22 protein-coding genes are annotated in these 21606 nt (G+C 67.2%); 10 read left to right on the forward strand and 12 right to left on the reverse strand.

Annotated elements, in window-relative coordinates; translation table 11 throughout:
• Nucleotides 1-166: 166 nt before the first annotated feature.
• The 5 genes from ACQ86A_RS00430 (at nucleotide 167) to ACQ86A_RS00450 (ending at nucleotide 5864) form a co-directional block, all read left to right on the forward strand.
• Nucleotides 167-667 (forward strand): MarR family winged helix-turn-helix transcriptional regulator, encoded by a 501-nt coding sequence (locus tag ACQ86A_RS00430; protein ID WP_431278682.1) that lies wholly within the window; start codon nucleotides 167-169, stop codon nucleotides 665-667.
• The gene (locus tag ACQ86A_RS00435) at nucleotides 664-1323 is read left to right on the forward strand and encodes an NADPH-dependent F420 reductase (RefSeq protein ID WP_431278683.1); all 660 of its coding nucleotides are present in this window, start codon (nucleotides 664-666) and stop codon (nucleotides 1321-1323) included. Before ACQ86A_RS00430 ends, ACQ86A_RS00435 begins: the two co-directional genes overlap by 4 nt.
• A gap of 63 nt (nucleotides 1324-1386) precedes the next feature.
• The gene (locus ACQ86A_RS00440; protein WP_431278684.1) at nucleotides 1387-2451 is read left to right on the forward strand and encodes an LLM class flavin-dependent oxidoreductase; all 1065 of its coding nucleotides are present in this window, start codon (nucleotides 1387-1389) and stop codon (nucleotides 2449-2451) included.
• A 198-nt stretch (nucleotides 2452-2649) separates the two neighbouring features.
• Complete coding sequence (locus ACQ86A_RS00445; RefSeq protein WP_431278685.1) at nucleotides 2650-4914, forward strand: arylsulfatase; 2265 nt, start codon at nucleotides 2650-2652, stop codon at nucleotides 4912-4914.
• Nucleotides 4915-5042: 128 nt separating this feature from the next.
• A complete protein-coding gene (locus ACQ86A_RS00450) occupies nucleotides 5043-5864 on the forward strand; it encodes an HNH endonuclease family protein (RefSeq protein ID WP_431278686.1) in 822 nt (273 codons plus the stop codon).
• A gap of 155 nt (nucleotides 5865-6019) precedes the next feature.
• On the opposite strand, the gene ACQ86A_RS00455 is transcribed toward ACQ86A_RS00450, so the two are convergent.
• The 6 genes from ACQ86A_RS00455 to ACQ86A_RS00480 all read right to left on the reverse strand — a co-directional run bounded on the left by ACQ86A_RS00455 (nucleotide 6020) and on the right by ACQ86A_RS00480 (nucleotide 12970).
• Nucleotides 6020-7765 carry an FAD-binding protein gene (locus ACQ86A_RS00455; RefSeq protein WP_431278687.1) on the reverse strand — a complete coding sequence of 582 codons (1746 nt, stop codon included), beginning with the start codon at nucleotides 7763-7765 and terminating at the stop codon, nucleotides 6020-6022.
• A gap of 36 nt (nucleotides 7766-7801) precedes the next feature.
• On the reverse strand, nucleotides 7802-8551 hold the full coding sequence (locus ACQ86A_RS00460) for an SDR family oxidoreductase (protein ID WP_431278688.1): 750 nt from the start codon (nucleotides 8549-8551) through the stop codon (nucleotides 7802-7804).
• A gap of 113 nt (nucleotides 8552-8664) precedes the next feature.
• Complete coding sequence (locus ACQ86A_RS00465; RefSeq protein WP_431278689.1) at nucleotides 8665-9057, reverse strand: hypothetical protein; 393 nt, start codon at nucleotides 9055-9057, stop codon at nucleotides 8665-8667.
• Nucleotides 9023-10675 carry a cytochrome bc1 complex cytochrome b subunit gene (qcrB, locus tag ACQ86A_RS00470; protein ID WP_431278690.1) on the reverse strand — a complete coding sequence of 551 codons (1653 nt, stop codon included), beginning with the start codon at nucleotides 10673-10675 and terminating at the stop codon, nucleotides 9023-9025. The genes ACQ86A_RS00465 and qcrB overlap by 35 nt, the downstream gene beginning before the upstream one ends.
• On the reverse strand, nucleotides 10665-12017 hold the full coding sequence (locus tag ACQ86A_RS00475; RefSeq protein WP_431278691.1) for an NAD(P)/FAD-dependent oxidoreductase: 1353 nt from the start codon (nucleotides 12015-12017) through the stop codon (nucleotides 10665-10667). The genes qcrB and ACQ86A_RS00475 overlap by 11 nt, the downstream gene beginning before the upstream one ends.
• Nucleotides 12018-12070: 53 nt before the next feature.
• Complete coding sequence (locus ACQ86A_RS00480; protein ID WP_431278692.1) at nucleotides 12071-12970, reverse strand: RNA polymerase sigma-70 factor; 900 nt, start codon at nucleotides 12968-12970, stop codon at nucleotides 12071-12073.
• Between the two features lie 100 nt (nucleotides 12971-13070).
• On the opposite strand from ACQ86A_RS00480, the gene ACQ86A_RS00485 reads away from it, so the two are divergent.
• Complete coding sequence (locus ACQ86A_RS00485; protein WP_431278693.1) at nucleotides 13071-14594, forward strand: ATP-dependent DNA ligase; 1524 nt, start codon at nucleotides 13071-13073, stop codon at nucleotides 14592-14594.
• 145 nt (nucleotides 14595-14739) lie between these two features.
• On the forward strand, nucleotides 14740-15954 hold the full coding sequence (locus ACQ86A_RS00490; RefSeq protein WP_431278694.1) for a toxic anion resistance protein: 1215 nt from the start codon (nucleotides 14740-14742) through the stop codon (nucleotides 15952-15954).
• Here the strand turns inward: ACQ86A_RS00490 and ACQ86A_RS00495 are convergent.
• Both ACQ86A_RS00495 and ACQ86A_RS00500 read right to left on the reverse strand, forming a co-directional pair.
• The gene (locus tag ACQ86A_RS00495) at nucleotides 15949-16206 is read right to left on the reverse strand and encodes a hypothetical protein (protein WP_431278695.1); all 258 of its coding nucleotides are present in this window, start codon (nucleotides 16204-16206) and stop codon (nucleotides 15949-15951) included. The genes ACQ86A_RS00490 and ACQ86A_RS00495 overlap by 6 nt on opposite strands.
• On the reverse strand, nucleotides 16203-16757 hold the full coding sequence (locus tag ACQ86A_RS00500) for a hypothetical protein (protein ID WP_431278696.1): 555 nt from the start codon (nucleotides 16755-16757) through the stop codon (nucleotides 16203-16205). The genes ACQ86A_RS00495 and ACQ86A_RS00500 overlap by 4 nt, the downstream gene beginning before the upstream one ends.
• A gap of 132 nt (nucleotides 16758-16889) precedes the next feature.
• On the opposite strand from ACQ86A_RS00500, the gene ACQ86A_RS00505 reads away from it, so the two are divergent.
• Nucleotides 16890-17786, forward strand: coding sequence for a hypothetical protein (locus ACQ86A_RS00505; RefSeq protein ID WP_431278697.1), 897 nt, complete (start codon nucleotides 16890-16892; stop codon nucleotides 17784-17786).
• A gap of 12 nt (nucleotides 17787-17798) precedes the next feature.
• On the opposite strand, the gene ACQ86A_RS00510 is transcribed toward ACQ86A_RS00505, so the two are convergent.
• The gene (locus ACQ86A_RS00510; protein WP_431278698.1) at nucleotides 17799-18125 is read right to left on the reverse strand and encodes a hypothetical protein; all 327 of its coding nucleotides are present in this window, start codon (nucleotides 18123-18125) and stop codon (nucleotides 17799-17801) included.
• 61 nt (nucleotides 18126-18186) lie between these two features.
• Nucleotides 18187-18891, reverse strand: coding sequence for a histidine phosphatase family protein (locus ACQ86A_RS00515; protein ID WP_431278699.1), 705 nt, complete (start codon nucleotides 18889-18891; stop codon nucleotides 18187-18189).
• A gap of 76 nt (nucleotides 18892-18967) precedes the next feature.
• Between ACQ86A_RS00515 and ACQ86A_RS00520 the strand changes: the two genes are divergently transcribed.
• Nucleotides 18968-19861, forward strand: coding sequence for a DNA/RNA non-specific endonuclease (locus tag ACQ86A_RS00520; RefSeq protein ID WP_431278700.1), 894 nt, complete (start codon nucleotides 18968-18970; stop codon nucleotides 19859-19861).
• 17 nt (nucleotides 19862-19878) lie between these two features.
• Here the strand turns inward: ACQ86A_RS00520 and ACQ86A_RS00525 are convergent, their stop codons facing one another.
• Complete coding sequence (locus ACQ86A_RS00525) at nucleotides 19879-20076, reverse strand: hypothetical protein (RefSeq protein ID WP_431278701.1); 198 nt, start codon at nucleotides 20074-20076, stop codon at nucleotides 19879-19881.
• Nucleotides 20077-20254: 178 nt separating this feature from the next.
• On the opposite strand from ACQ86A_RS00525, the gene ACQ86A_RS00530 reads away from it, so the two are divergent.
• Nucleotides 20255-20509, forward strand: coding sequence for a hypothetical protein (locus ACQ86A_RS00530; protein WP_431278702.1), 255 nt, complete (start codon nucleotides 20255-20257; stop codon nucleotides 20507-20509).
• Nucleotides 20510-20547: 38 nt separating this feature from the next.
• Here the strand turns inward: ACQ86A_RS00530 and ACQ86A_RS00535 are convergent, their stop codons facing one another.
• Nucleotides 20548-21546, reverse strand: a complete 999-nt coding sequence (locus tag ACQ86A_RS00535; protein ID WP_431278703.1) for an EamA family transporter — start codon at nucleotides 21544-21546, stop codon at nucleotides 20548-20550.
• Nucleotides 21547-21606 lie beyond the last annotated feature (60 nt).

The raw sequence follows: 21606 nt of genomic DNA on the forward strand, positions 1-21606 counted from the left end.
ATCTTGGTGCGCTCGCTCCACTGTCAGCGACCATCCGACTGCCTCCTCGCTCCCGGTGGCGCCATGCTACGCCGAAGCGGAATCGCGCTCGGGAACAAATTGCATACCCTCACGGTTCATTGATGTGTCAATTACTTTATTGACATGTCAATGATGTGAGGTCACCATGGTCAACGCCCACCAGTTCGGGACGACAACCCCCGAGCGGCTGACGGCGCGCGAGCTCACGGTCTGGCGCGCCCTCCTGGACACCACGACCGAGCTGCGGAGGCTCCTCTCCGTGCAATTGCAGGAGGCTGACGTGTCGCCCGGCGACTACGCCGTACTCGTGGCACTGACGGATGCGTCCGATCGCAAGCTCCGCTCCTCCGAGCTCGCAGACGCGATCGACTGGGAGCGCAGCCGGCTGTCCCACCACCTCGGGCGCATGGAGCAGCGCGGACTGCTGCGGCGCGAGGAGTGCCCTGGCGACAACCGCGGATCCCTGATCGTGATGACCGACGAGGGCGTTAGCGCCCTGCGTCGCGCATCCGGACCCCACCTGCGTGCGGTCAAGCACTACTTCGCCGAGGCATTGGACGGCGACCAGGTCGAGAGCCTCGGTGAGGTGCTCGGAACGATCCGTGCGCACCTGGGCACGCTCACCGCATCCGGAGCCGACTCATGACCGGCGTCGAGGTCGGGCGCCCGCGCGTCGCGATTCTCGGGGTCGGGCACGTCGGCACCGCTCTCGCCCGCACCATGCTCGACGCGGGCTACGAGGTCGCGGTCGCGGCATCCGGAGACCCGAAGAAGATCGAGCTCATCGCCTCGGTGCTGATGCCCGGGGCCAAGGCAGCCTGGGCGAGGGATGCGGTCTCTGACGCAGACATCGTCGTGCTGGCGATCCCCCTGCACCGGTTCTCCACCTTCGACCACGGGATGCTCGACGGCAAGCTCGTGATCGACACGATGAACTACTGGGCACCGACGGACGGCGTCCAATCGCTCTTCGAGGAGACGCCGCTCAGCAGCAGCGAGGTCGTGCAGAACACCCTCGCGAACGCGACGGTGGTCAAGACCTTCAACCACATCGGCTACCACGAGATGGAAGAGGAACGCCGCCCGGCCGGCGCCCCCGACCGGCGCGCACTCGGCGTCGTGTCCGACGACCCGCAAGCGGCGGCGATCGTCGGCGAGCTGGTCGACTCGATCGGCTACGACCCGATCGTGCTCGACAGCCTGAGCGACGGCGCGGCCTTCGAACCGGGCGGTCCCGTCTTCGGTGCGCGGCTCACCGCGCCCGAGTTCGAGCGCGCGGTGGCCGTCGACGCGGTCGCTTGACGCTCCGCGCATCCTGAAACCTCTCATTCAACCCACCCCCAGCAAGACAGAAGAGACACACTCATGAGCACCACTACGCCCACGCCCGCTTCGACCGAGGTCGCCTTTCCGCTGACCTTCGGACTCGACACCTTCGGCGACGTCACCTCCGACGCCGACGGACACCCGATCTCGCACGCCCAGACCATCCGCAACCTCGTCGACCACGGGGTCGCCGCGGAGAAGGCCGGCATCGACTCGTTCAACATCGGCGAACACCACACCAACGACATGCCCCTTTCGGCGTCGGATGTGGTGCTCTCGGCGATCGCGGCGCGCACGGAACGCATCCGTCTCGGCTCGGCAGTCACCGTGCTGAGCTCGGACGACCCTGTGCGCGTGTTCCAGCGCTACTCGACGCTCAACGCGATCTCGAACGGTCGCGCCGAGGTCATCCTCGGGCGCGGGTCGAGCATCGACTCGTTCCCGCTGTTCGGCTTCGACCTCGCCGACTACCAGGACCTCTTCGAGGAGAAGACGAACCTGTTCGCAGAGCTGCTCGAGGGCGGACCGGTCACCTGGGAGGGCCGCACCCGCGCATCCCTGCACGATCAGGATGTGGTGCCGCACCTCGAGACTGCGCTGCCGACCTGGATCGGCGTCGGGGGCAGCCCTGAGTCTGTCATCCGCGCCGCCCGCTACGGCTTCTCGCTCATGCTCGCCGTGATCGGCGGACCCGCCACCCGGTTCGCGCCCTATGCGGGGCTGTTCCGTGAGGCCCTGTCGCAGTTCGGGCACACCCCAAAGCCGATCGGGCTCCACTCGCCGGGGCACGTCGCCGCGACCGACGAGCAGGCACTGGACGAGTTCTGGCCGCGCTATCTCGAGGTCATCACGAACGTGAGCGAGACCAGAGGATTCGCCATTCCGACCAAGGCTTCGTTCCTTCGCGAGGTCAGGGATGGCGCGCTCTACGTCGGCTCACCCGAGACGGTCGCAACCAAGATCGCGGCGAACATGACGACGGTCGGGGCCAACCGCTTCGACCTGAAGTACGCGATGGGCGGGCTCTCCGACGAGGCGCTGCTGACGAACATCCGTCTCTTCGGAGGCGAGGTCGTGCCCCGGGTTCGGGAGCTGCTCGCCTGACCCCTCGCGGCGAGGCACTGGAGGCAGGCGAACTCGAAGCGGATATCGCCGTGTCGGAGCGGGGTTCTTATTCTTGGGGCTAGCTGGTCTCAGAACGCCGCATTAGGCTTCACGGCATCGGGCATCTTGAGACCTGTGAGACCGCGCCCGAGGCGAACATCGGAGGTTCTCTTGGCCCGACAGTCCGATCCCACCCCCATGCAAGGTTCGCTTCCTCGTCCGGACTACGTGTTCGAGGGGGCGGTGGGACGAACCGTCGCCGAGTCGGATCCGGCATCGCTCCCGCACCGACCGGGGGCGCCGGAGGGCGCACCCAATGTGGTGATCATCCTTCTGGACGACGTCGGCTTCGGCCAGTTCGGAACGTTCGGCGGTCAGGTGGAGACGCCCGCGCTCGACCGGTTGGCCGCACAGGGGTTGAGCTACAACCGTTTCCACACGACAGCGATCTGCTCACCGACCCGCGCCGCCCTGTTGACCGGGCGAAACCATCACGTCGCAGCGTTCGGCGGTATCGCCGAATCAGCGACCGGGTACGACGGATACACCGCGGTGATCCCGCGTCGCACCGGAATGCTCGGAGAGGTGCTGCGCCAGAACGGGTACGCGACGGCCTGGGTGGGCAAGAACCACAACACGCCGACGTGGGAGATCAGCCCGAGGGGCCCGTTCGACAACTGGCCCAGCGGCTGGGGATTCGACTACTTCTATGGCTTCCTCGGTGGTCAGACGAGCCAATTCGACCCGATGCTCTATGAGAACCACACCCTGGTGCCTCGCTCGCCCGACCCCGACTACCACCTCACGAGCGACCTGGTGGATCGCGCGGTCGACTGGGTCGACAGCGTTCAGGCTGTGCCGTCAGGGCCGTACTTCCTCTACTTGGCGACGAGCGCAACACACGCGCCTCATCAGGCTCCCAAGGAATGGGTCGATCGTTTCGCCGGCCAATTCGACGATGGCTGGGATGTGTACCGGGAGCAGACGTTCGAGCGACAGAAGAAGCTCGGCGTGATCCCGAACGATGCAAAGCTGACGCCACGCCCCGACGAACTCCCCGCCTGGGATTCCCTGCCAGACGACCAGAAGCGGTTAGCCGCCCGGCTGATGGAGGCGTTCGCCGGGTTCACGGCACACACCGACCACGAAGTCGGGCGCTTCCTCGATGCACTCCGCGAACGCCCCGACTGGGACAACACTTTGGTCTTCTACATTGTGGGCGACAATGGCGCGAGTCCTGAAGGCGGCTTGAACGGAACCGTCGATGAACTCACCTTCTACAACGGGTTCGACCTGCCTCTCGAGACCTCGCTGGAGCACATCGATGAGATCGGTAGCCGAACTCTCCACAGCCATTTCCCGGTCGCTTGGGCGTGGGCGATGAATACTCCGTTCCAATGGACAAAACAGGTCGCCTCGCATTTCGGTGGCACCCGCAACCCGATGGTGGTGTCCTGGCCCGACCGGATCAAGGACGTGGGCGCGCTGCGAACCCAGTTCCACCATGTTGTCGACATCGCCCCCACGATCTACGAAGCTGCGGGAATCACGCCACCGGCGACCCTGAACGGCATCCCGCAGGACCCGATCGAAGGAGTGAGCATCGGGTACACGTTCGACGGCGCCGAGCCGGACGATAAGCGACGCACGCAATATTTCGAGATTTACGGCAACCGCGCCATTTACCACGATGGATGGGTCGCGGCGGCGATCGCCTCGGTACCCTGGGCGCCGTCCGGACAAACCGTGGACATCGATACCGTCCCGTGGGAGCTCTACGACATCGATCGTGACTTCAGCGAAGCCGACGATCTCGCCGAAGAGCATCCCGAGAAGCTGCGTCAGCTGCAGGAACTCTGGTGGGCTGAAGCAGCCAGAAACCACGTGCTTCCCGTCGACACCAGACCGCTCGAGGCGCGGATCGATTTCGGCACGATCCCCAACCCGTCCAAGGGCAAACGGACGATCACGTACCGCGCCGGTGCCGGCGGCATCATGGAGGGCGCAGCTCCGCAGCTCACCAACACCTCGTTCACGCTTCTCGCTGACGTCGACATCCCAGAGGGCGGTGCCGAGGGGATGATCTTCACGATCGGTGGTTACACCGCCGGTCTCGCCTGGTACCTCCAGGACGGCAAACAGGTGTATTCGTACAACTTCTTCACCGACCGCACCCGCATCGTGGCAGACGCCGCGCTCAGCCCGGGGCATCATTCACTCCGCCTCGAATTCGACTACGACGGCGAGGGTTTGGCGAAGGGCGGAACCATCCGAATGCTTCAGGACGGCGAACTCGTGGCCCAGGGGAGGATCGAGAAGACCGTGCCAGTAGGGTTCTCATCCTTCGACGGACTCGACGTCGGACTCGACCGCGGCGCCCCGGTCGACTTCACGTACACGCCGTCGTTCGCTTTCACAGGAACGCTGCACACGGTGACGGTGGAGCTGCCCCCTGAAGGGTAGATGGGTTCAGCGGCGACCAGCCTTGAGTCACGGTTAGAACTCGAAGCGGATATCGCCGTGTCGGAGCGGGGCTCTTAGCCCGGCATCCGGAAATGTGGACGTGTCACCCGACCCGTCCCAGGAGATCCATGCGCAAGACCACCCGGCGCCGCCGCTCGACCCCGCTCTCTGGCGGGATCATCGGCGCGCTGGTTCTCCTGGCGATCGTCGGCGTCGCCTTCGCCGCGCCGTCGTTGTCGGCGTCATTGTCATCGTCCGCGCCCGGTGTAACAGCGGTCATCACCGGCGCGACACCCGCCCCGGCCGAGACACCGACGGGCGCGACTCTACCCACCGACAACCCGGCGGCGCAGGGCACCGCGCTCGCCCTTCTCGAGACGTTGCCCGTCAAGGGACGAGCGCCTAAGACCGGGTACGACCGAACGGGCGACTTCGGCACCGCCTGGCTCGACGTGGACCGGAACGGGTGCGACACCCGCAACGACATCCTCGCCCGAGACTTCGCATCCCTGGCCAAGTCCGGTTCGTGCAAGGTCACCTCCGGCATCCTGAACGACCCGTACACCGGCAAGACGATCGACTTCGTTCGCGGCAACGCGACATCGCCCGCGGTTCAGATCGACCACGTCGTGCCGCTCCTGAACGCCTGGGAGACCGGCGCGCAGCAGTTGACGCAGGAGCAACGCATCGCGCTCGCCAACGATCCGCTCAACCTCTACGCAGTAGACGGGCCGACGAACACCGCGAAGAGCGCTGGGGATGCGGCGACCTGGCTTCCGCCGCGCAAAGACTTCCGCTGCACCTACGTCGCGCACCAAGTGTCGGTGAAGGCGGCCTACGGTCTCTGGGTCACCCGCGCGGAGCACGACGCGATCGCCGGGATCCTTGCGGGTTGTCCCGGCGAGAAGGCGCTCAGCTCAGCGTTGGCCCCGGCGGATTCGGCCCGCTAGGACCGACGGCTCGCTAGGACCGACTCAGCGTCAGTGCTGCGCCTTGGGGTAGTTCCCGTGCCGCTTCTCGGTGCTCGACACCTCGGGCTCCTCGCCGTGGTGGGACGCCCCGGTGTACTCCCCTCGTGCACTTGCGCCAGCAACAGTGAAGGGCTCTACTCGACGAGCTTGCCCACGGTCGACACGTCGCGCATGAGTGCCGCGATCTCCTCGGGGATCGGCGGGATCGCTTCTCGGCTGACCCGTCCTGGCCCCGACCAGACGAGGTTGACCTGCAACGACCCGTCGAGGTGCGGGAAGTCGGAGCGGTTGTGCGCTCCGCGCGTCTCGCGGCGTTCCAGTGCGGCCTCGATCGTGGCCCGAGCGGCGAGAACTGCCGACTTGAGGTCGAACGCGTGGGCGAGATCCTGAAACCCTGCGATGTCGGGATGCACGCCCAGGTCGCGCATGCGCTCCTCGATCGCGGCGATCTCGGCGAGACCCTCGCGAAGGCCGGCTTCGTCGCGCACGACTCCTGCGTGTTCTGTCATCGTGTCGCGCACGGCTCGCTGCAGAGCCCGCACATTCTCGGGGCCGTCGCTGGCCAGGAGGTCGTCGACATCCGAGCGCGCCTGGGCCAGCGCCTCCTCAGACCTCTGCTGGTTAGAGAGATGGGCAGAGTAAGCCGCGGCGGTCTCGCCAACGATGCGACCGTAGACGAGCAGCTCGATCAGCGAGTTGCCGCCCAGCCTGTTCGCACCGTGCAGCCCGCTCGACGCCTCGCCGATCGCGTACAGACCCTCGACGTCGGTCTGGTGATCCTCGGGACGCACCCAGACGCCGCCCATCGAGTAGTGCGCCGTCGGGGCGATCTCGATCGGGTCCTTGGTGATGTCGAGCATCTGCAGCTCGAGCATGGTCTGGTACACGCGCGGCAGGCGCTCCATGATCGTCTGGCGCGGAAGATGCGACACGTCGAGCCAGACGCCGCCATTGGGTGTTCCGCGGCCCTCCTTGATCTCCGTGTATGCAGCGAGCGCCACGCGATCGCGGGTTGACAGTTCCATGCGCTCCGGGTCGTAGCGCTCCATGAAGCGCTCGCCCAGCGCGTTGCGCAGAATCCCGCCTTCGCCGCGCGCGGCCTCCGAGACCAGCGTGCCGGCGGCGTTCTCGGGTTCGATAAGCCCCGACGGGTGGAACTGCACCAGCTCGGGGTCCCGGATGCGTCCGCCGGCTTCCACTGCGAGCCGCCACGAATCGCCGGTGTTCTCATCCCGGCGTGAGGATGTGCGGCGCCAGATACGGTTGTGGCCGCCTGCCGCCAGGATCACCGCGTCGGCGTGGATCACGTACCGCGTGCCGTCCTCAAGATCGAAGCCGTACGCCCCGAACACGACGTTGTCGACGACGAGCAGGCGCGTGATGTACACCGTGTCGAGGATCGGGATGTCGAGCTGAGCGGCACGATTCACGAGCGTGCGCTGGATCTCGAGCCCCGTGTAGTCCCCCGCGAACGCCGTACGCCGATACGTGTGCGCGCCGAAGAAGCGCTGGGAGATGCGGCCGTCTTCCTCACGAGCGAAGGGCATCCCGTAATCGACGAGGTCTTCGATGCCGCGCTCCGCTCCCCGGGTGACGATCTCCACGGTGTGCGGGTTGGCGAGCAGGTAACTCTCTTTGAGGGTGTCGGCGGCGTGCTGCATCCAGGTGTCGCCGGGATCCATCGTCGCCAGGGCTGCGTTGATACCGCCCGCGGCAAGCGACGTGTGCGCGTCGGACTTGGCGCGTTTGCCCACCACCACGACGTCACCGCCTCGCTCGGCGACCTCGATCGCCGCACGCAGCCCCGACCCTCCCGAGCCGATGACGAGAACGGATGCGGCAATCCGCTTCTCGGGGCGGTCACTGTCGCGGTGGTTCATCAGTACTCCCTCGTGGTGTCTTTCGGTGTCGCGGGCTCAGCGGGCGGAGGTGCGCAGCCAGTCCTCGAAGCGGGTGTCGAACAGCGTCGCGCCGTCTCCGGGAACGAGTTCGGCGTCGCTCAGGTGCGCGCCGAAGTACGTGGCATCGGGATCCGCGACCACCTCGCGCGGGTCGTTGCGGGCCGCGAGGCCCTGACGGATGAGCCCGTCCAGCGTGAACTGCTCCGGTCCCGCGACCTCGCCGACGCCGTTGAGCGGCTCGCCGACCGTGGCCTCGGCGACGGCGGTCGCCACGTCTTCCGCAGCCATCGGCTGGATTTTGACCGGGGCGAGTCGAACGGTCGATCCGTCCGTGGCAGAGTCCGCGATCGACTTGACGAACTCGAAGAACTGCGTGGCGTGAACGATCGAGTACGGAACATCCGACTCCTCGATCAGCTTCTCCTGCGCCACCTTCGCGCGGAAGTATCCGCTGTCGCTCAGCCGCTGCGTGCCCACCACAGACAGCGCGACGTGGTGCTTCACCCCGGCATCCTTCTCGGCGGCCAGGACGTTGCGGGTCGACGTCGTGAAGAAGTCCATCACCGCATCGTCGGCGAACGACGGGGAGTTCGAGACGTCGACGACGACGTCAGCCCCGGCGAGCGCATCAGCCAGACCCTCGCCCGTCAGCGTGTTCACGCCCGAGTTGGGGGATGCGGCCACCGCTTCGTGTCCCTGCGCGGTGAGCTTCGCGACGGTCTTCGAGCCGATGAGCCCGGTGCCGCCGATCACGACGATCTTCATGATGAACCTTTCGTTGCGTGTGCTGCGGGGAACGACATCGACCCCCTGTCACCAACTAGGACCGAACAGCCTTCGCAGTTGTGACGTCCGGTGCACAACGGTCTACCGCAGGGTCACCCCCGATTCCAGCTTTCGAGCTTGTCCGGGTTCAATACGATCCAGACGCGCTGCACCACATCCCGCTCGACGGCCAGGCTGATCACCGCGACGACCACGCCGTCGCGGCGGATCACGAGGCCGGGGGCGCCGTTGACGGGATGCTCGGTGAGGGGTCCGGACTCGCTCGCGAGCATCCTGAGCAGAAGGCCGAGACCGTCGGCGATGCCGCGGGCGGGCGGGGCGGTGATGCTGCCGAGCCCGCCCCCGTCGACGACGACGAAAACCTCGGGATCGAGGATGGAGGCGAGCGCCACCACATCCCGCGCCTCGCAGGCTGCCGCGAACGTGCTGACCGACGACGGATGCGCGCGATCAGCCCTGTCGCGCTCCCGCGATGCTCGCCTCATGTGTTCGTTCCTCGTCGACTTCTTCGTCGCTCGCGTGTTCCAGTTCTGCTCGGGTGACCGGGGTGAGGCGGTCCTCGAAGAAGAAGCGGGAGATGCCTGCGCGCATCCGAGCTGTCAGTCCCAGATGCCCTCGCTCGTCGGGACGGGCGAGGTACGGCTGGTAGTCGCTCGTGTTCACCAGACGCCACCGCTCGTGCTCCTCGACTGCGTGGTGCACCTCGATGTACTCGCCTCCTGGCAAGCGCACGATGCGCCCGGTCTCGTACCCGTGGAGCAGGATCTCGCGATCCTTCTTCTGCAGGCCCCAGCAGATCCGACGGGTGACGACGAAGGCGAGGATCGGTCCGAGAACCACGACGGCCTGATAGAACGCGACGACGGTCTCGACGCTGACGTTGAAATGCGTCGCAACGAGGTCGGCGCTTCCCGCTCCCCACAGGGCACCGTAGAACACGATCCCGGCGACACCGATTCCCGTGCGGGTCGGGGTGTTGCGAGGGCGGTCCAGGATGTTGTGGTCGCGCTTGTCCCCGGTGATCCACTCCTCCAGGAATGGATACAGGAGCACGGCCGCGAGGTACGCTCCGACCACGGCGAGCGGAGCCAGGATCGCCAGCGTCCACGTGTGGTTCAGCCAGACGAACTCCCATCCCGAAGGCACGAGGCGGAGGGCGCCGTCGAGAAAGCCGGTGTACCAGTCGGGCTGGCTGCCGGCGGACGCATCCCCGGCCGACGACGGCCCGAAGAGCCAGATCGGACTGATCGTGACGGTCGCCGCGACGAGGAAGAGCAATCCCGTGACCAGGAGGAACAGGCCGCCCGCACGAACCGCCGCGTTCGGCAGGATCGGAACGCCGACGACGTTGTTCTCGGTTCGACCCGGCCCAGGCAACTGCGCGGGCTTCTGCACATAACTGGCACGGATGCGCAGCACGAGCAGGCCGATCAGCAGCGCAGGCACGATGACCACGTGAATCGGATACAGGTGCTCGATGATCTCGCCGGGGAACTCGCCGCCGAACAGCAGCATGGACAGCCACGTGCCGACGACGGGGATGCCGAGCACGATCCCTTCGACAATGCGCAGCCCGGTGCCCGAGAGCATGTCGTCGGGCAGGGCGTACCCGCTCCAGCCGCCGACCAGTGCGACGATCAGGATGAGGAACAGCAGCACCCAGCCGAGCCGGCGCGGCCGCCGGAACGCTCCGGTGAAGAAGGTCGTGAGCAGCTGCAGGATGAGCGACGCCGGCAGGAGCAGGGCCGCCCAGTGGTGGGCCTGCCGCAGCAGCAGCCCGCCGTCGACCTCGAACGAGATCCTGAGCGTCGACCTCATCGCCTTCGACATAGTCGCGCCGACGAGTGGCGTGTACCCGCCGTTGTAGACGACCAGAGTGCTCGACGGCGAGTAGAAGAACATCAGGAAGACACCCGTGACGAAGATGACCACGATGCAGGCCATGGAGACCACACCGAACATGTTCGTCCAGTGGATGGGCACCCTGCGCTGCTCGAGTTCGCCGGCGAGCGCTGAGACCTTGCGGCCGAGCGCAGTGCCCGTGAGGTGATGCGCAGCCCGGTCGGTCACTGAACCCGATGCCGGGCGACGGTCAACGGGCATCGGACACCTCCAGCTGCTGCCTCGCCGAGCGGGGCAGCCCGCCGTGCACGAACGCGTCGCGGGGATGCTGCACCGATGACAGCGAGACGATGTCGCGCCCGAAGAAGACGGCGGTCGCCCACACAGCGAGCACGCGCACCTTGCGCTCCCACGTGGGCACGGCGAGCACGTGGTAACCCCGGTGCATGACCCAGGCGAGGAAGCCGGTGATGACGATGCCGCGGTACTGGAAGATCCCGCGGCCGAGGCCCAGCGTCGCGACGACGCCGAGACTGTGGTGCACGTAGTTCTTAGGCTTCTCGCCGCGCAGAGTCGCCACGATGTTCTTGGCGAGGTGCCTGCCCTGGCGCACGGCGTGCTGGGCGTTCGGCACAGTGCGAGCGCCTGGGACTCCGGATGCGAGGTCGGGCACGGCTGCGTCGTCTCCCGCGGCCCACGCATCCTGAACCGGCTCGTCGTCGGTGCCGACCCGGAGATCGGCGCGCACGATCACGGAGCCGCGTGCGTCGATCGGCAGGTCGGTGTGCTTCGCGACGACCGGGTTGGCCGCGTTGCCGGCCGTCCAGACGATGAGGTGCGAGTCGAACTCCTCGCCGGTCGAGAGCACGACGTGGCCGTGCTCGGCCGACAGGAGCTGGCTGTTCAGGTGCACGTGCGCGCCGCGCTCCTCGAGCGAGCGGACGACCCAGGCGCCCGGCTTGTCGGTGACCTCGGGCAGGATGCGTCCGTTCGCCTCCACGAGGTGGAAGCCGACCTCGGAGAAATGCAGTTCGGGGTAGGACTTGAGGAGCGAGGTGGCGAGCGAGAGCAGCTCACCGAATCCCTCGACCCCCGAGAAGCCGCCACCGACGACGGTGACTGTCAGCAGCCGGGAGCGCTCTGGCCCGGGCGGCAGTGTCGACGCGCGATCGAACGCGGTCAGCAGCCGGTCGCGGATCGCGACGGCCTCCTCGACGTGCTTCATGCCGATCGCCTCCTCGGTGAGCCCGGGGATGGGGAACTTGCGGGTGACGGCGCCGGCGGTCACGACGATGATGTCGTAGCCGATGGTGAACTCGGGACCGTCCTTCGGAGTCACCGTCACGGTCTTCGTCGAGTGATCGATCGAGGTGACGGATGCGGGCACGATCGTGGTGCGCCGCAGGTGACTCCGCAGCGACACGGCCGCGTGCCTCGCCTCGATCGAACCCGCCGCGACCTCGGGGAGGAACGGCTGGTAGGTCATGTACGGGCGCGGGTCGACGATCGTGATCTCGGCCTCGTCACGACGGAGCTTCTTCTCGAGATTCCAAGCTGCGTAGAACCCGGCATACCCGCCGCCCACCACAAGAATCCTTCGCACAATATCCTCCTGTCTCACTAACTAAGACCGAATAGGAGGGGCGAATGTGACGGCTAGACGGAAACCTCTTGGAGGCCGGTCAGTTTCTCAGGGTTCATCATCCAGAGAACCTGGTCGATACCGTCTTCGCCGAGGATAAGCGCCACGACGGCGAAGGTCGAGCCGTCGCGGTCGAGGCCCACCGCCGGCTGCCCGTTGACCTCGAGGGGCCGTACGCTGACTCCCGGCCAGAAGCGCTCGGCGAACGCGTGGATGAACTTCGCCACCGTCTCCCGTCCGTGCACCGGGATGCGCGAGGCGCGAACGATTCCGCCACCGTCGGAGTAGCTGACGACGTCGGCGGCGAACAGGCTCTCCAGCTGGGCAAGGTCGCCGGTCTTCGCTGCAGCGACGAACGCGTCGAGCAGCAGGCGTTGTTTTTCCGGATCGACGGGTTCGACGTGGTGCTCGGTGGCGAGATGCTTGCGCGCGCGGCTGACGAGCTGCCGCGCATTGGCCTCACTCGACTGGATGATCTCGGCTATCTGCGGGTACGGGTAGTCGAACGCCTCGCGCAAGACGTACGCCGCGCGTTCGGTCGGAGGGAGTTTCTCGAGGAGCAGCAGCACGGCGAACCCGAGCGCCTCCCCGCGCTCGGCGCCGAGGGCGGGATCATCGCTGGTGTCGATAGGCTCGGGCAGCCACGGACCGACATAAGTCTCGCGGCGGGCGCGGGCCGATTGCGCGAAGTTGATCGCGAGGCGCGTGGTCGTCGTGGCGAGAAATGCTGCGGGATCCTGAACCGACGAGCGGTCGTAGCCCTGCCAGCGCAGCCACGCCTCCTGCACGATGTCTTCGGCGTCGGATGCGCTGCCCAGCACCCGATACGCGATCCCGAACAGGCGCGATCGCGTCTGCAGGAAGACGGCAGCAGCATCGTCAAGGTCGTTGTCGGGCGACTGCTGTTCGGGCACGGTCCGATGCTACTCCGGCGGCGTCTGCCTCCTGGCGGTGGTCGGTGGCTGCCGTCGGCGGTCCCTGCCTCCTGTCGGCGGTCGGTGCAAGACTGGGCGTGTGCTGCTCGATGTGCTCGTGGACGCCGCCGATGCCGTCGCTTCCACCCGGTCGCGGCTGGCGAAGGTCGACGCGCTCGCCGGTCTGCTCTCGCGACTGGAACCCGACGAGATCGCGCCCGCCGTCGGATTCCTCGTCGGCAAGCCGCGCCAAGGGCGTGTCGGGGTCGGCTGGCGTGGAGTAGTCGCCGCGATGGGGAGCCCCGCGAGCGAGTCGACGCTCACGGTCGACGACCTGGATGCGTTGCTCGACCGGCTCGCCACCACTTCGGGCGCAGGGTCGGCGGGAGATCGAAGCCGCGAGCTCCGCGAATTCGCCGAGCTCGCCACGGATCGCGAACAGGAGTTCCTCGGACGGGTGCTGCTCGGCGACATGCGCACGGGCGCTCTCGAAGGCGTCCTGACGGACGCGATCGCGCGGGCGTCCGAGCGCCCCGCAGCCGTGGTGCGCCGCGCAGCGATGCTGTCGGGCGACCTCGGCGAGACGGCCCGGCTCGCACTGACTGGGACAGCCGAAGAACTCGAGGCGGTCGGCCTCGTCGTCGGTCGAGCCGTGCTGCCGATGCTGGCCGCAACCGCGGCGAGCGCATCCGCCGCGCTGGAAACGACCGGGGAAGCCTCCGTGGAGTACAAACTCGATGGGGCGCGCATCCAAGTGCATCGACTCGGCGACGAAGTGCACGTGTACACCCGCAATCTCGCGGACATCACGCACCGGGTGCCCGAGGTCGTCGAGATCGTGCGACGGCTGCCGGTGCGCGACGTAATCCTCGACGGCGAGACGCTCTCCCTCGACGAAGACGGGGCACCGCGGCCATTCCAGGAGACGATGTCCCGATTCGGGGCGGAAGCGGCACGCGAGACTTTGCTGCATCCCTGGTTCTTCGACGTGCTTCACGTCGACGGGCGCGATCTGCTCGACGAGCCCCTGTCGACGCGACTAGCCGAGCTCGAGCGCGTCGCGGGTGACCACCGCATCCCTGGCGAAGTCACTGCCGACCCCGAGGTGGCCGAACGCATCTCGCGTGATGCGCTCGCGGCGGGTCAGGAGGGTGTGGTCGTCAAAGCGATCGACTCGCCCTATGCGGCCGGGCGCCGCGGCTCCAGCTGGATCAAGGTGAAGCCGGTGCTCACCTACGACCTCGTCGTGCTCGCGTGCGAGTGGGGTTCCGGACGACGCCGCGGCTGGCTCTCGAACCTGCACCTCGGTGCGCTCGACCCGACGGGCGAGTTCGGCGAACCGGGCGGGCTCGTGATGGTCGGCAAGACGTTCAAAGGACTGACCGACGACCTGCTGCGCTGGCAGACCGAGTACTTTCAGCAGATCGAGGTGCGCCGCACGGCCAACACCGTCTGGGTCGCGCCGACGACCGTCGTCGAGATCGCGATCGACGGCGTACAGCGATCGAGTCGCTATCCGGGAGGCATCGCACTGCGATTCGCCCGCGTCAAGACCTACCGCGACGACAAGCCCGCCACCGACGCCGACACCATCCAGACCCTGCGGGCGCTACTGCGCGAGTAACTCGCTCCTGCTACCGCGGTCGTTGACTCGACGCTGCGTGATCCATTCTGCCTGCCACCTCACGGGCGCCGCGGAGCCGATGGTTCTACTCTTAGCTCGAGGGCGTGCTGCTCGAGGGCGCTGCGCTCGCCGAGAGGAGATGCAGATGTCTGGACTCGACCTGGATCAGCCGCCGACGCCGCCCGAACCGGCCGCGAACACGGAGATCGTTCTCAACCCGCCGTCGCCCGTGTCCGAGCTGCAAGGCGATCAGGCCGTGAGCATGATCGCGCTGACGCCGGACAAGCGCGCGGAGCTGCGGACGAAGGCGGAAGAGTTCGTCGCCGACTTGGCGGCGACCGAGCCCGGCAGCGCCGAGTTCGCCCGCAAGGTCGACGACATCGTCCGGATGGGTGAGCAGGAGATCCGGGCATCCGCCCAGGTCTCGAACCGAATGCTCGAGCGCCCGGCGTCGTCCCTCGCGGCGGCCAAAGGACGCGGCTCCCAGACGAACCCGCAGGTCACCGTCGCGCGCACGCTCCAGGATCTCCGCGCCACGATCACCGATCTAGACCCGGCGCGCGCGAACCTGAGCGGCCCCAAGCGTCTGCTGGCGCGCATCCCTGGAAGCACCAAACTGAAGCACTACTTTCAGCGCTACCAGTCGGCGCAGAAGCAGCTGGACGGGATCATCTCCGCACTTGTCTCGGGCGAGGACGAGCTGATGAAGGATAACGCCGCGATCGAGCTGGAGCGCGCCGGCCTCTGGGCCACGATGCAGAAGCTCGGTGAGTACGCCACGCTCGCCGCGGCACTGGATGAGGCGACCGTCGCACGGATCGCCCAGCTTCGCGCGACCGATCCCGAAACGGCGCACGTGCTCGAGGCGGACGCACTTTTCCCGATCCGTCAACGCCGACAGGATCTCACCACGCAGATCGCCGTGTCGGTGCAGGGATACCTGGCGCTCGACGTGATCCGCAAGAACAACCTCGAACTGATCAAGGGCGTCGAGCGCGCCAAGACGACCACGATCTCGGCCCTGCGGACGGCGATCATCGTGGCGCAGGCGCTCGAGAACCAGCGCTTGGTTCTCGACCAGATCAGCGCACTCACCGACACGACGAACTCGCTCATCGACCGCACGAGCGACCTGCTCAAACAGCAGACCACGCGGGTGCACGACCAGGCGGCAGCAGCGGCGGTGAGCATCGATACGCTCCAGCGCGCCTTCGACTCCGTGTTCGCGACGATGGATGCGATCGACACCTACCGCACGAAGGCGATCGAGAGCATGGACGTCACCGTCAAAGCACTCGAGCAGCAGGTGGCGCGATCGACCAGCTATCTCGAGCGGTCGCGGTCCCAGTCGCCGTCATAGTTCGAGTCGCGGTGTCGCGAAGCGTTCGGCCAGGAACTTGCCGTTGATGAGCAGCGCTGAGGCATCCTGTTCGACCGCTGCGTCGCGCATCCTGCGAGCCGCCCGTTCGAGTTCGCTCAGCTGAGCCACGAGAACCTGCGCCGGCGCGGTTCCGTCCGCAAAGACGTGGGCGGCGGCCCAGTCCGGCGGGATCGACAGGTAGGCGCGGATCGTGTCGGGGAGGTAGACCGTCGCGGTCCGGAGCACGATCACCTCCGGCTCCCCGTGCCGAGCACGCGTGGAAGAGTCTCGGCGAGCAACTCGCCGATGTGCTCGACCGAAGCCACGGCCATGGGCGGCAGTCGTCCGCCGACCCGCACCGACAGCGCGTGAAGATCGCCCTGGATGTTCGTGTCCCTCACCAGGATGTCGGAGCCCGCGGGCAGGATCCCAAGCGCCTGCAGCGCCCGCGCCGACTGTGCAGAGTCTCTGGCTGCGTGGGCGGCAAGGGATGCGATGCGAGCGGCGAAAGCGGTCAGCCAAGCACCGAGCGGCATCGTGCGGGGCGAGACGATCACGACGCCGTGCACGAGCGCGGCCTCTGGCGTCCACCCGACCCCCGCCTCGTAGCTCAAAGTCAGTGCTTCGTTCGAGCCCATCAACTGCAGGCGCACGATCGGCCCGGGGCGTCGAGCGACCCGATCGGAGAGCGAGCGCCGACGCTCGACCGTGAAGACGCGGGCAGCGAGCTCAGCCGGGATCGCACGCTGAACACTGTCGACGAGCTCGGCGAGAAACGCTTGCGGGTCTCCGTTCAGGTCCATGTCCCTGCTCCCGGGGCGAGCCGGGATCCCGGTGGCTCCGACGGCTGCTCCACGTGCTCATCCAATCACTTCCGGTCCCGTTTCAGAACAGTCCGGGGAGCCGTCACGGTCGCCGTTCAGGGACAATGGAGTGTGCACAATCTCGGACTCCTCTTCGACGTCGACGGGCCGATCGCCAGCCCGATCACCCGCACCATCAACATCCGGAGCATCGTCACCGATCTGGTCGCTATGACGGCTGCCGGGGTGCCGATCGCGTTCATCACGGGACGCTCGGGCGACTTCATCCGGAACCAGGTGGTCACCCCGCTCTGCGACGCCGGCCTCGGCGAAGCGCTCGAAGAGCACGGCGCCCGGATGTTCGGCGTGTTCGAGAAGGGCGGCGCCTGGGCCCCTGTCACGGGCGACGGGATGGGGGAGGTGACCGTCGACGAGTCCGTGGCCTTCGGCGCCGACGCGGTCGACGGCATCCGGAACCTCGTTCGAGAGAAGTACGCCGACACCATGTTCTTCGACGAGACGAAGCGCGCGATGATCTCGGTGGAGCAGCGCACCGACGTGGACGCGCAGACATACACGGAAGCGCAGGGACGCTTTCAGGACGACGCATACGAGCTGCTCACCGGGCTCGGCATCGGTCTGCGCTACGGCGAGCGGACATCGCCGGACGCGTCAGGCGAGGTGCCCTTCCGCATCGACCCGACGATCATCTCCACCGACATCGAATCGGTGCTGCTCGACAAGGACCGCGGCGCACAGCGCGCGTTCGACTACTTCGCGGCGCGCGGCCCGCTCCCCCGCCGATGGCGCTCGGTCGGCGACTCGCGAAGCGACTACAAGATGGCCGACTTCGTCCACAGCGCGGGCTACGACGTGGCGCACGTCGATGTGCGGCCGGCCGACGGCATCCTGGAGCGGCCGTACGAGGTGATCACGATCGGGGATGCGATCCACGACACCGCGGGCGCCGAGTTCCTCGCGCACTGGCGCAACGAGCTCGGCCTCGACAATGAGCTCGACCTCGACTGACCGACGATCCCGCTAGATCCCCTCTTCGTCCGCCTCGTCGCTCGTCAGCACGGCCTCATCCGGGTTGTCTTCGAGCACGTGGTCGTGCTCGTCGAGGATCGGAGACGGTTCGCGAGGCTCGGCTCCCAACGGTCCGCCCGCTCCCGGCCAGATGGTCTCACCGCCGACGGCGTCGTTCGTGACGAGATCGTCGGCGAAGTCCGCTTCGGCGATCGGATCGTTGAGCGCATAGTCGACATCACCATCCCCGGGATCGACCCAGCCGGGTGTCTCACCCGCGTCAAGCTCGCCGATCTCGTCATCGTCGGGGATGCCGTCCTCCGGGATGCGGTCCTCCATGATGCTCCCTCCGTGCGCGCCGTGTGGTGTGCTCTCCCGCCGCACGCTACACCGCGCGCCCTCAGCTCGGTAGATTCCCGTCGGAGGCGGGCATCGGTTCATCAGCCCCGGGCATTGATTCTCCGGTCGGGTCGACGGCCGCGGCGTCGTGCAGCGTCTGCCCGCCGATGGGCAGGGTGTGCCAAGTGATCAGTCGCCAAGGCTCGTCGCCCGTGCTATCGAGCACGACCATCCCCGTGTTGTCGAGCTGGTGGGTGGCCGCGTAGCTGCCTTCGATGTTGGCCGCGCGGGCCGACGCCCAGCAGCGGATCGCCATTCCATGGCTGAAGACAGCCGCGGTCTCGGCTCCGGATGCGACGACCTCCGCAATCGCCGCATCGAACCGCTCGAAGAACTCGTGTCCATCGGGACCGCCGGGGATGCGCGGATCGAGCTCCCCACGCGCCCACGCGAGCGCCGCGGATAGATAGACCTCCACCGACCCTCGGTCCGAGTCGTCTTCGAGGTCACCTGCCTCGATCTCCCGCAGGCCGTCGAGCACCGTCACGTCGAGGCCGAGGCGCTCGGCGAGGGGATGCGCGGTGAGCTGGGTGCGCACGAGGGGCGTCGCAAAGATGCGCCCGATCGTTTCGTCGGCGAGCGCATCCGGAACCGCGGCTGCCTGCGTCAGACCCAGTTCGGTGAGGCCCGGACCAGGCTTGCGGGTGTTCAGTTGGCCGAGGACGTTGGCCGGTGTCTGGCCGTGGCGGATGAGGAGCAGTCGCATGATGCGGTCAGCTTAGACCGCGCAAACGACACCCCGGCTTCGTCCGTACGTCACCCGCCGGTGCTTCACTGGGGACATGGCAGACGCATCCACTGGCTACGACGACGGCTTCCTCCCCATTGCAGTGCAGGTGCCGGCCCCGACCGTGCCGAGACTGCTCCATACCCTTCCGTACGTGCACTTCACGGTGCTGCTCGATCCGGTTCGAAGACTTCCGGCCTCGACGGGCGTGAACATCGACGGAGCGCAACTGCTCGACCTCGAGAGGGGAGACGACTGGCATCTGGAGCCGCGCATCCCCGTCGCCGAGCAGGCCGGCCCCGAGCTGTATGCGGGCAACGACCTGGATCGCGGGCACCAGGTGCGCCGACGGGATCCGGTCTGGGGCGACCCGGCCGTCGCCGCGGCCGCCAATGAGTCGACCTTCGTGTACACGAACTGTGCGCCGCAGGTCGGGATCTTCAACCAGTCGCAAGAGCTCTGGGCGGGGCTCGAAGACTACGTCCTCGGCTACGCGCGGACCTACCAGCAGAAGCTCAACGTCTACACCGGCCCGGTGCTGGCCCCCGACGACCCCAGCTATCGCGGAGTGCAGATCCCGCGCCTGTTCTGGAAGATCGCAGCCTGGACCGAGCGGCTGACGGACGGGACCTTCGAGCTCGCCGCCACCGGTTACGTTCTCGATCAGACTCCGGAGCTCGACGACATCGACCTCGCGACGGCGCGAGCACTCGCCGCTGGGAACCCGCCGCCGCTCGGGCCGTACAAGACGTATCAGGTGCCTATCGCCGACATCGGTACGCTCACCGGGTTAAACGTGTCACAGCTGAGCGCCGCCGATCGGTTCGTGGCCACTCCGACCGCGCCCGTGCCAGCTCCGGTTCCCGCTCCGGCGTCTCGGGAGGCCCTGAAGCAACGCTGGGTCGAGCTCTCGACAGTCGACGACATCACCCTGGCCGCGCGCACCTGATCCAGAGCCTGTCGGCCTCAGCGCCTCATCGCGACCAAAGTCAGGAGACTGATCGCCGCGATCACGAGCAGGCCGACCCCCGTATCGTAGAGGGTCGTTCCGAGGAAGTCGCCCGGCAGCGTCCGGCTCACGAAGGTCAGAAAGATTCCGACCGCGAGCAGCACCGCCACAGCAACAGCGGCTGCCCGGGACGACCGTTGATAGTCGACACTCATAAGGTGAGAATAACTCACCTACATGGGATTCGTTCAAGTCGTGGTGGCCTGGGATGATGGTCATCGAGCCGAGAGGGGAAACACGATGCGACCATCGGCTGAGGGTAAAGTTCGGACGTCCATTCGCCAACGACTCCAGGAGGCTGCGCTTCGGCAGACTCCGGCTACGCTCGCCAAATTGGCCTTGCTCGTGGTCCTCGCCGCGGTCGTTGTTGTGGCGATTGTCGGCGCGCCCAGGTCCAGCGCGGGGCCGACCGTGACAGGCAAGCACCATGTGGCCGGTCACGTGACGTGCAGCGCCGACAACAAGTGCGTCTGGGTGTCGCCGACCTGGCAGCTGGACGTGCTGTATCGGTTGAAGTCGGCTGACACGATCAACGTAGACAAGGCAACCTACGACCGGTACGACGTCGGCGACGACTTCCGCCCCTGACGCAGCGGGCGCGCGATCGCCGGCAGATCCTCTCGGTCTCAGGATGGGCGGGGAGCGTCGACGTGCCCTGGCGCGTTCCCCGGGACTGAGGCGGCGGCGGGCTCGCGCTGCGGGAGCGGCGCATCCGGAAGCTCCGCCTTTTCCGAGCGCACGAACCCGATGCCGACGAGGATGAGCACCCCGCCCAGCAGCTGGAACACTGACAGGCTCTCGCCGAGCAGCAGCCAGGCGTAGAACGTCGCCGCCACGACCTCGAGCAGACCGGCGAACGACGCCAGCCGAGACCCGAGCATCTCGGTGGCCGTGATGCTCGCCGCGTAGGCGATCGCCGTCGCGAAGATGCCGATCACGAGCAACGGGATCCACCATGGGGTTGGGTTGCCGAAGAGTCGCACGTCGGCGAACGTCATGCGGAAAGGCACGAGGCCGGTCGCGCCGACCGTCGCAAGGGCGATACCGCCGATGATCAGTCCCGCTGCCGCGAGAGCGACCGGGGGCAACCCCTCGCTGGGTCGCGCGGCGATCACATAGAACGCCGCGCAGCCGATCATGGCCACGATCGCGAACGTCAGGCCCAGCGGGTCGAGACTTCCTGACCCTCCAGGGGACACGACGAGCACGAGACCGGCGACGGCGACGACCGACCCGATCAGTACGACGAGCTTGGGCGTGCGCCGCGTTCGCACCCAGACCAGACCGACCAGAAGCAGCGGCGCCATGTACTCCAACAGAATGCCCGTGCCGACAGGGATGCGCTCGATCGCCGCGAAGTACACCAGTTGCGTTCCCGCCACCCCGACCAACGCCATGCCCAGCACACGCCAGCGTCCGCGCCACAGCGTCGCCCACTTGCCACGGAGGGCGATGATCGCGACCGGGGCGAGCACGATGCCGCCGGTGAGCGCTCGGACGGTCACGGCGGCCGCCGGACTCCAACCAGCTTCGAGGAGCGGCTTGACGAACGCGCCAGACAAGCCGAACGTAGCCGCCGCGAGCACGGCGATGGCGAGGCCGAGTGTGGTGGAGCTGCGTTTCATGGCGAATCCCAGGTCAGGGGTGTTTAGCTTGTTGCTCCTGACGGTAGTCTTGTCGCAAGT

The organism is Leifsonia poae, from assembly GCF_050632195.1.
Taxonomy (GTDB): Bacteria; Actinomycetota; Actinomycetes; order Actinomycetales; family Microbacteriaceae; genus Leifsonia; species Leifsonia poae_C.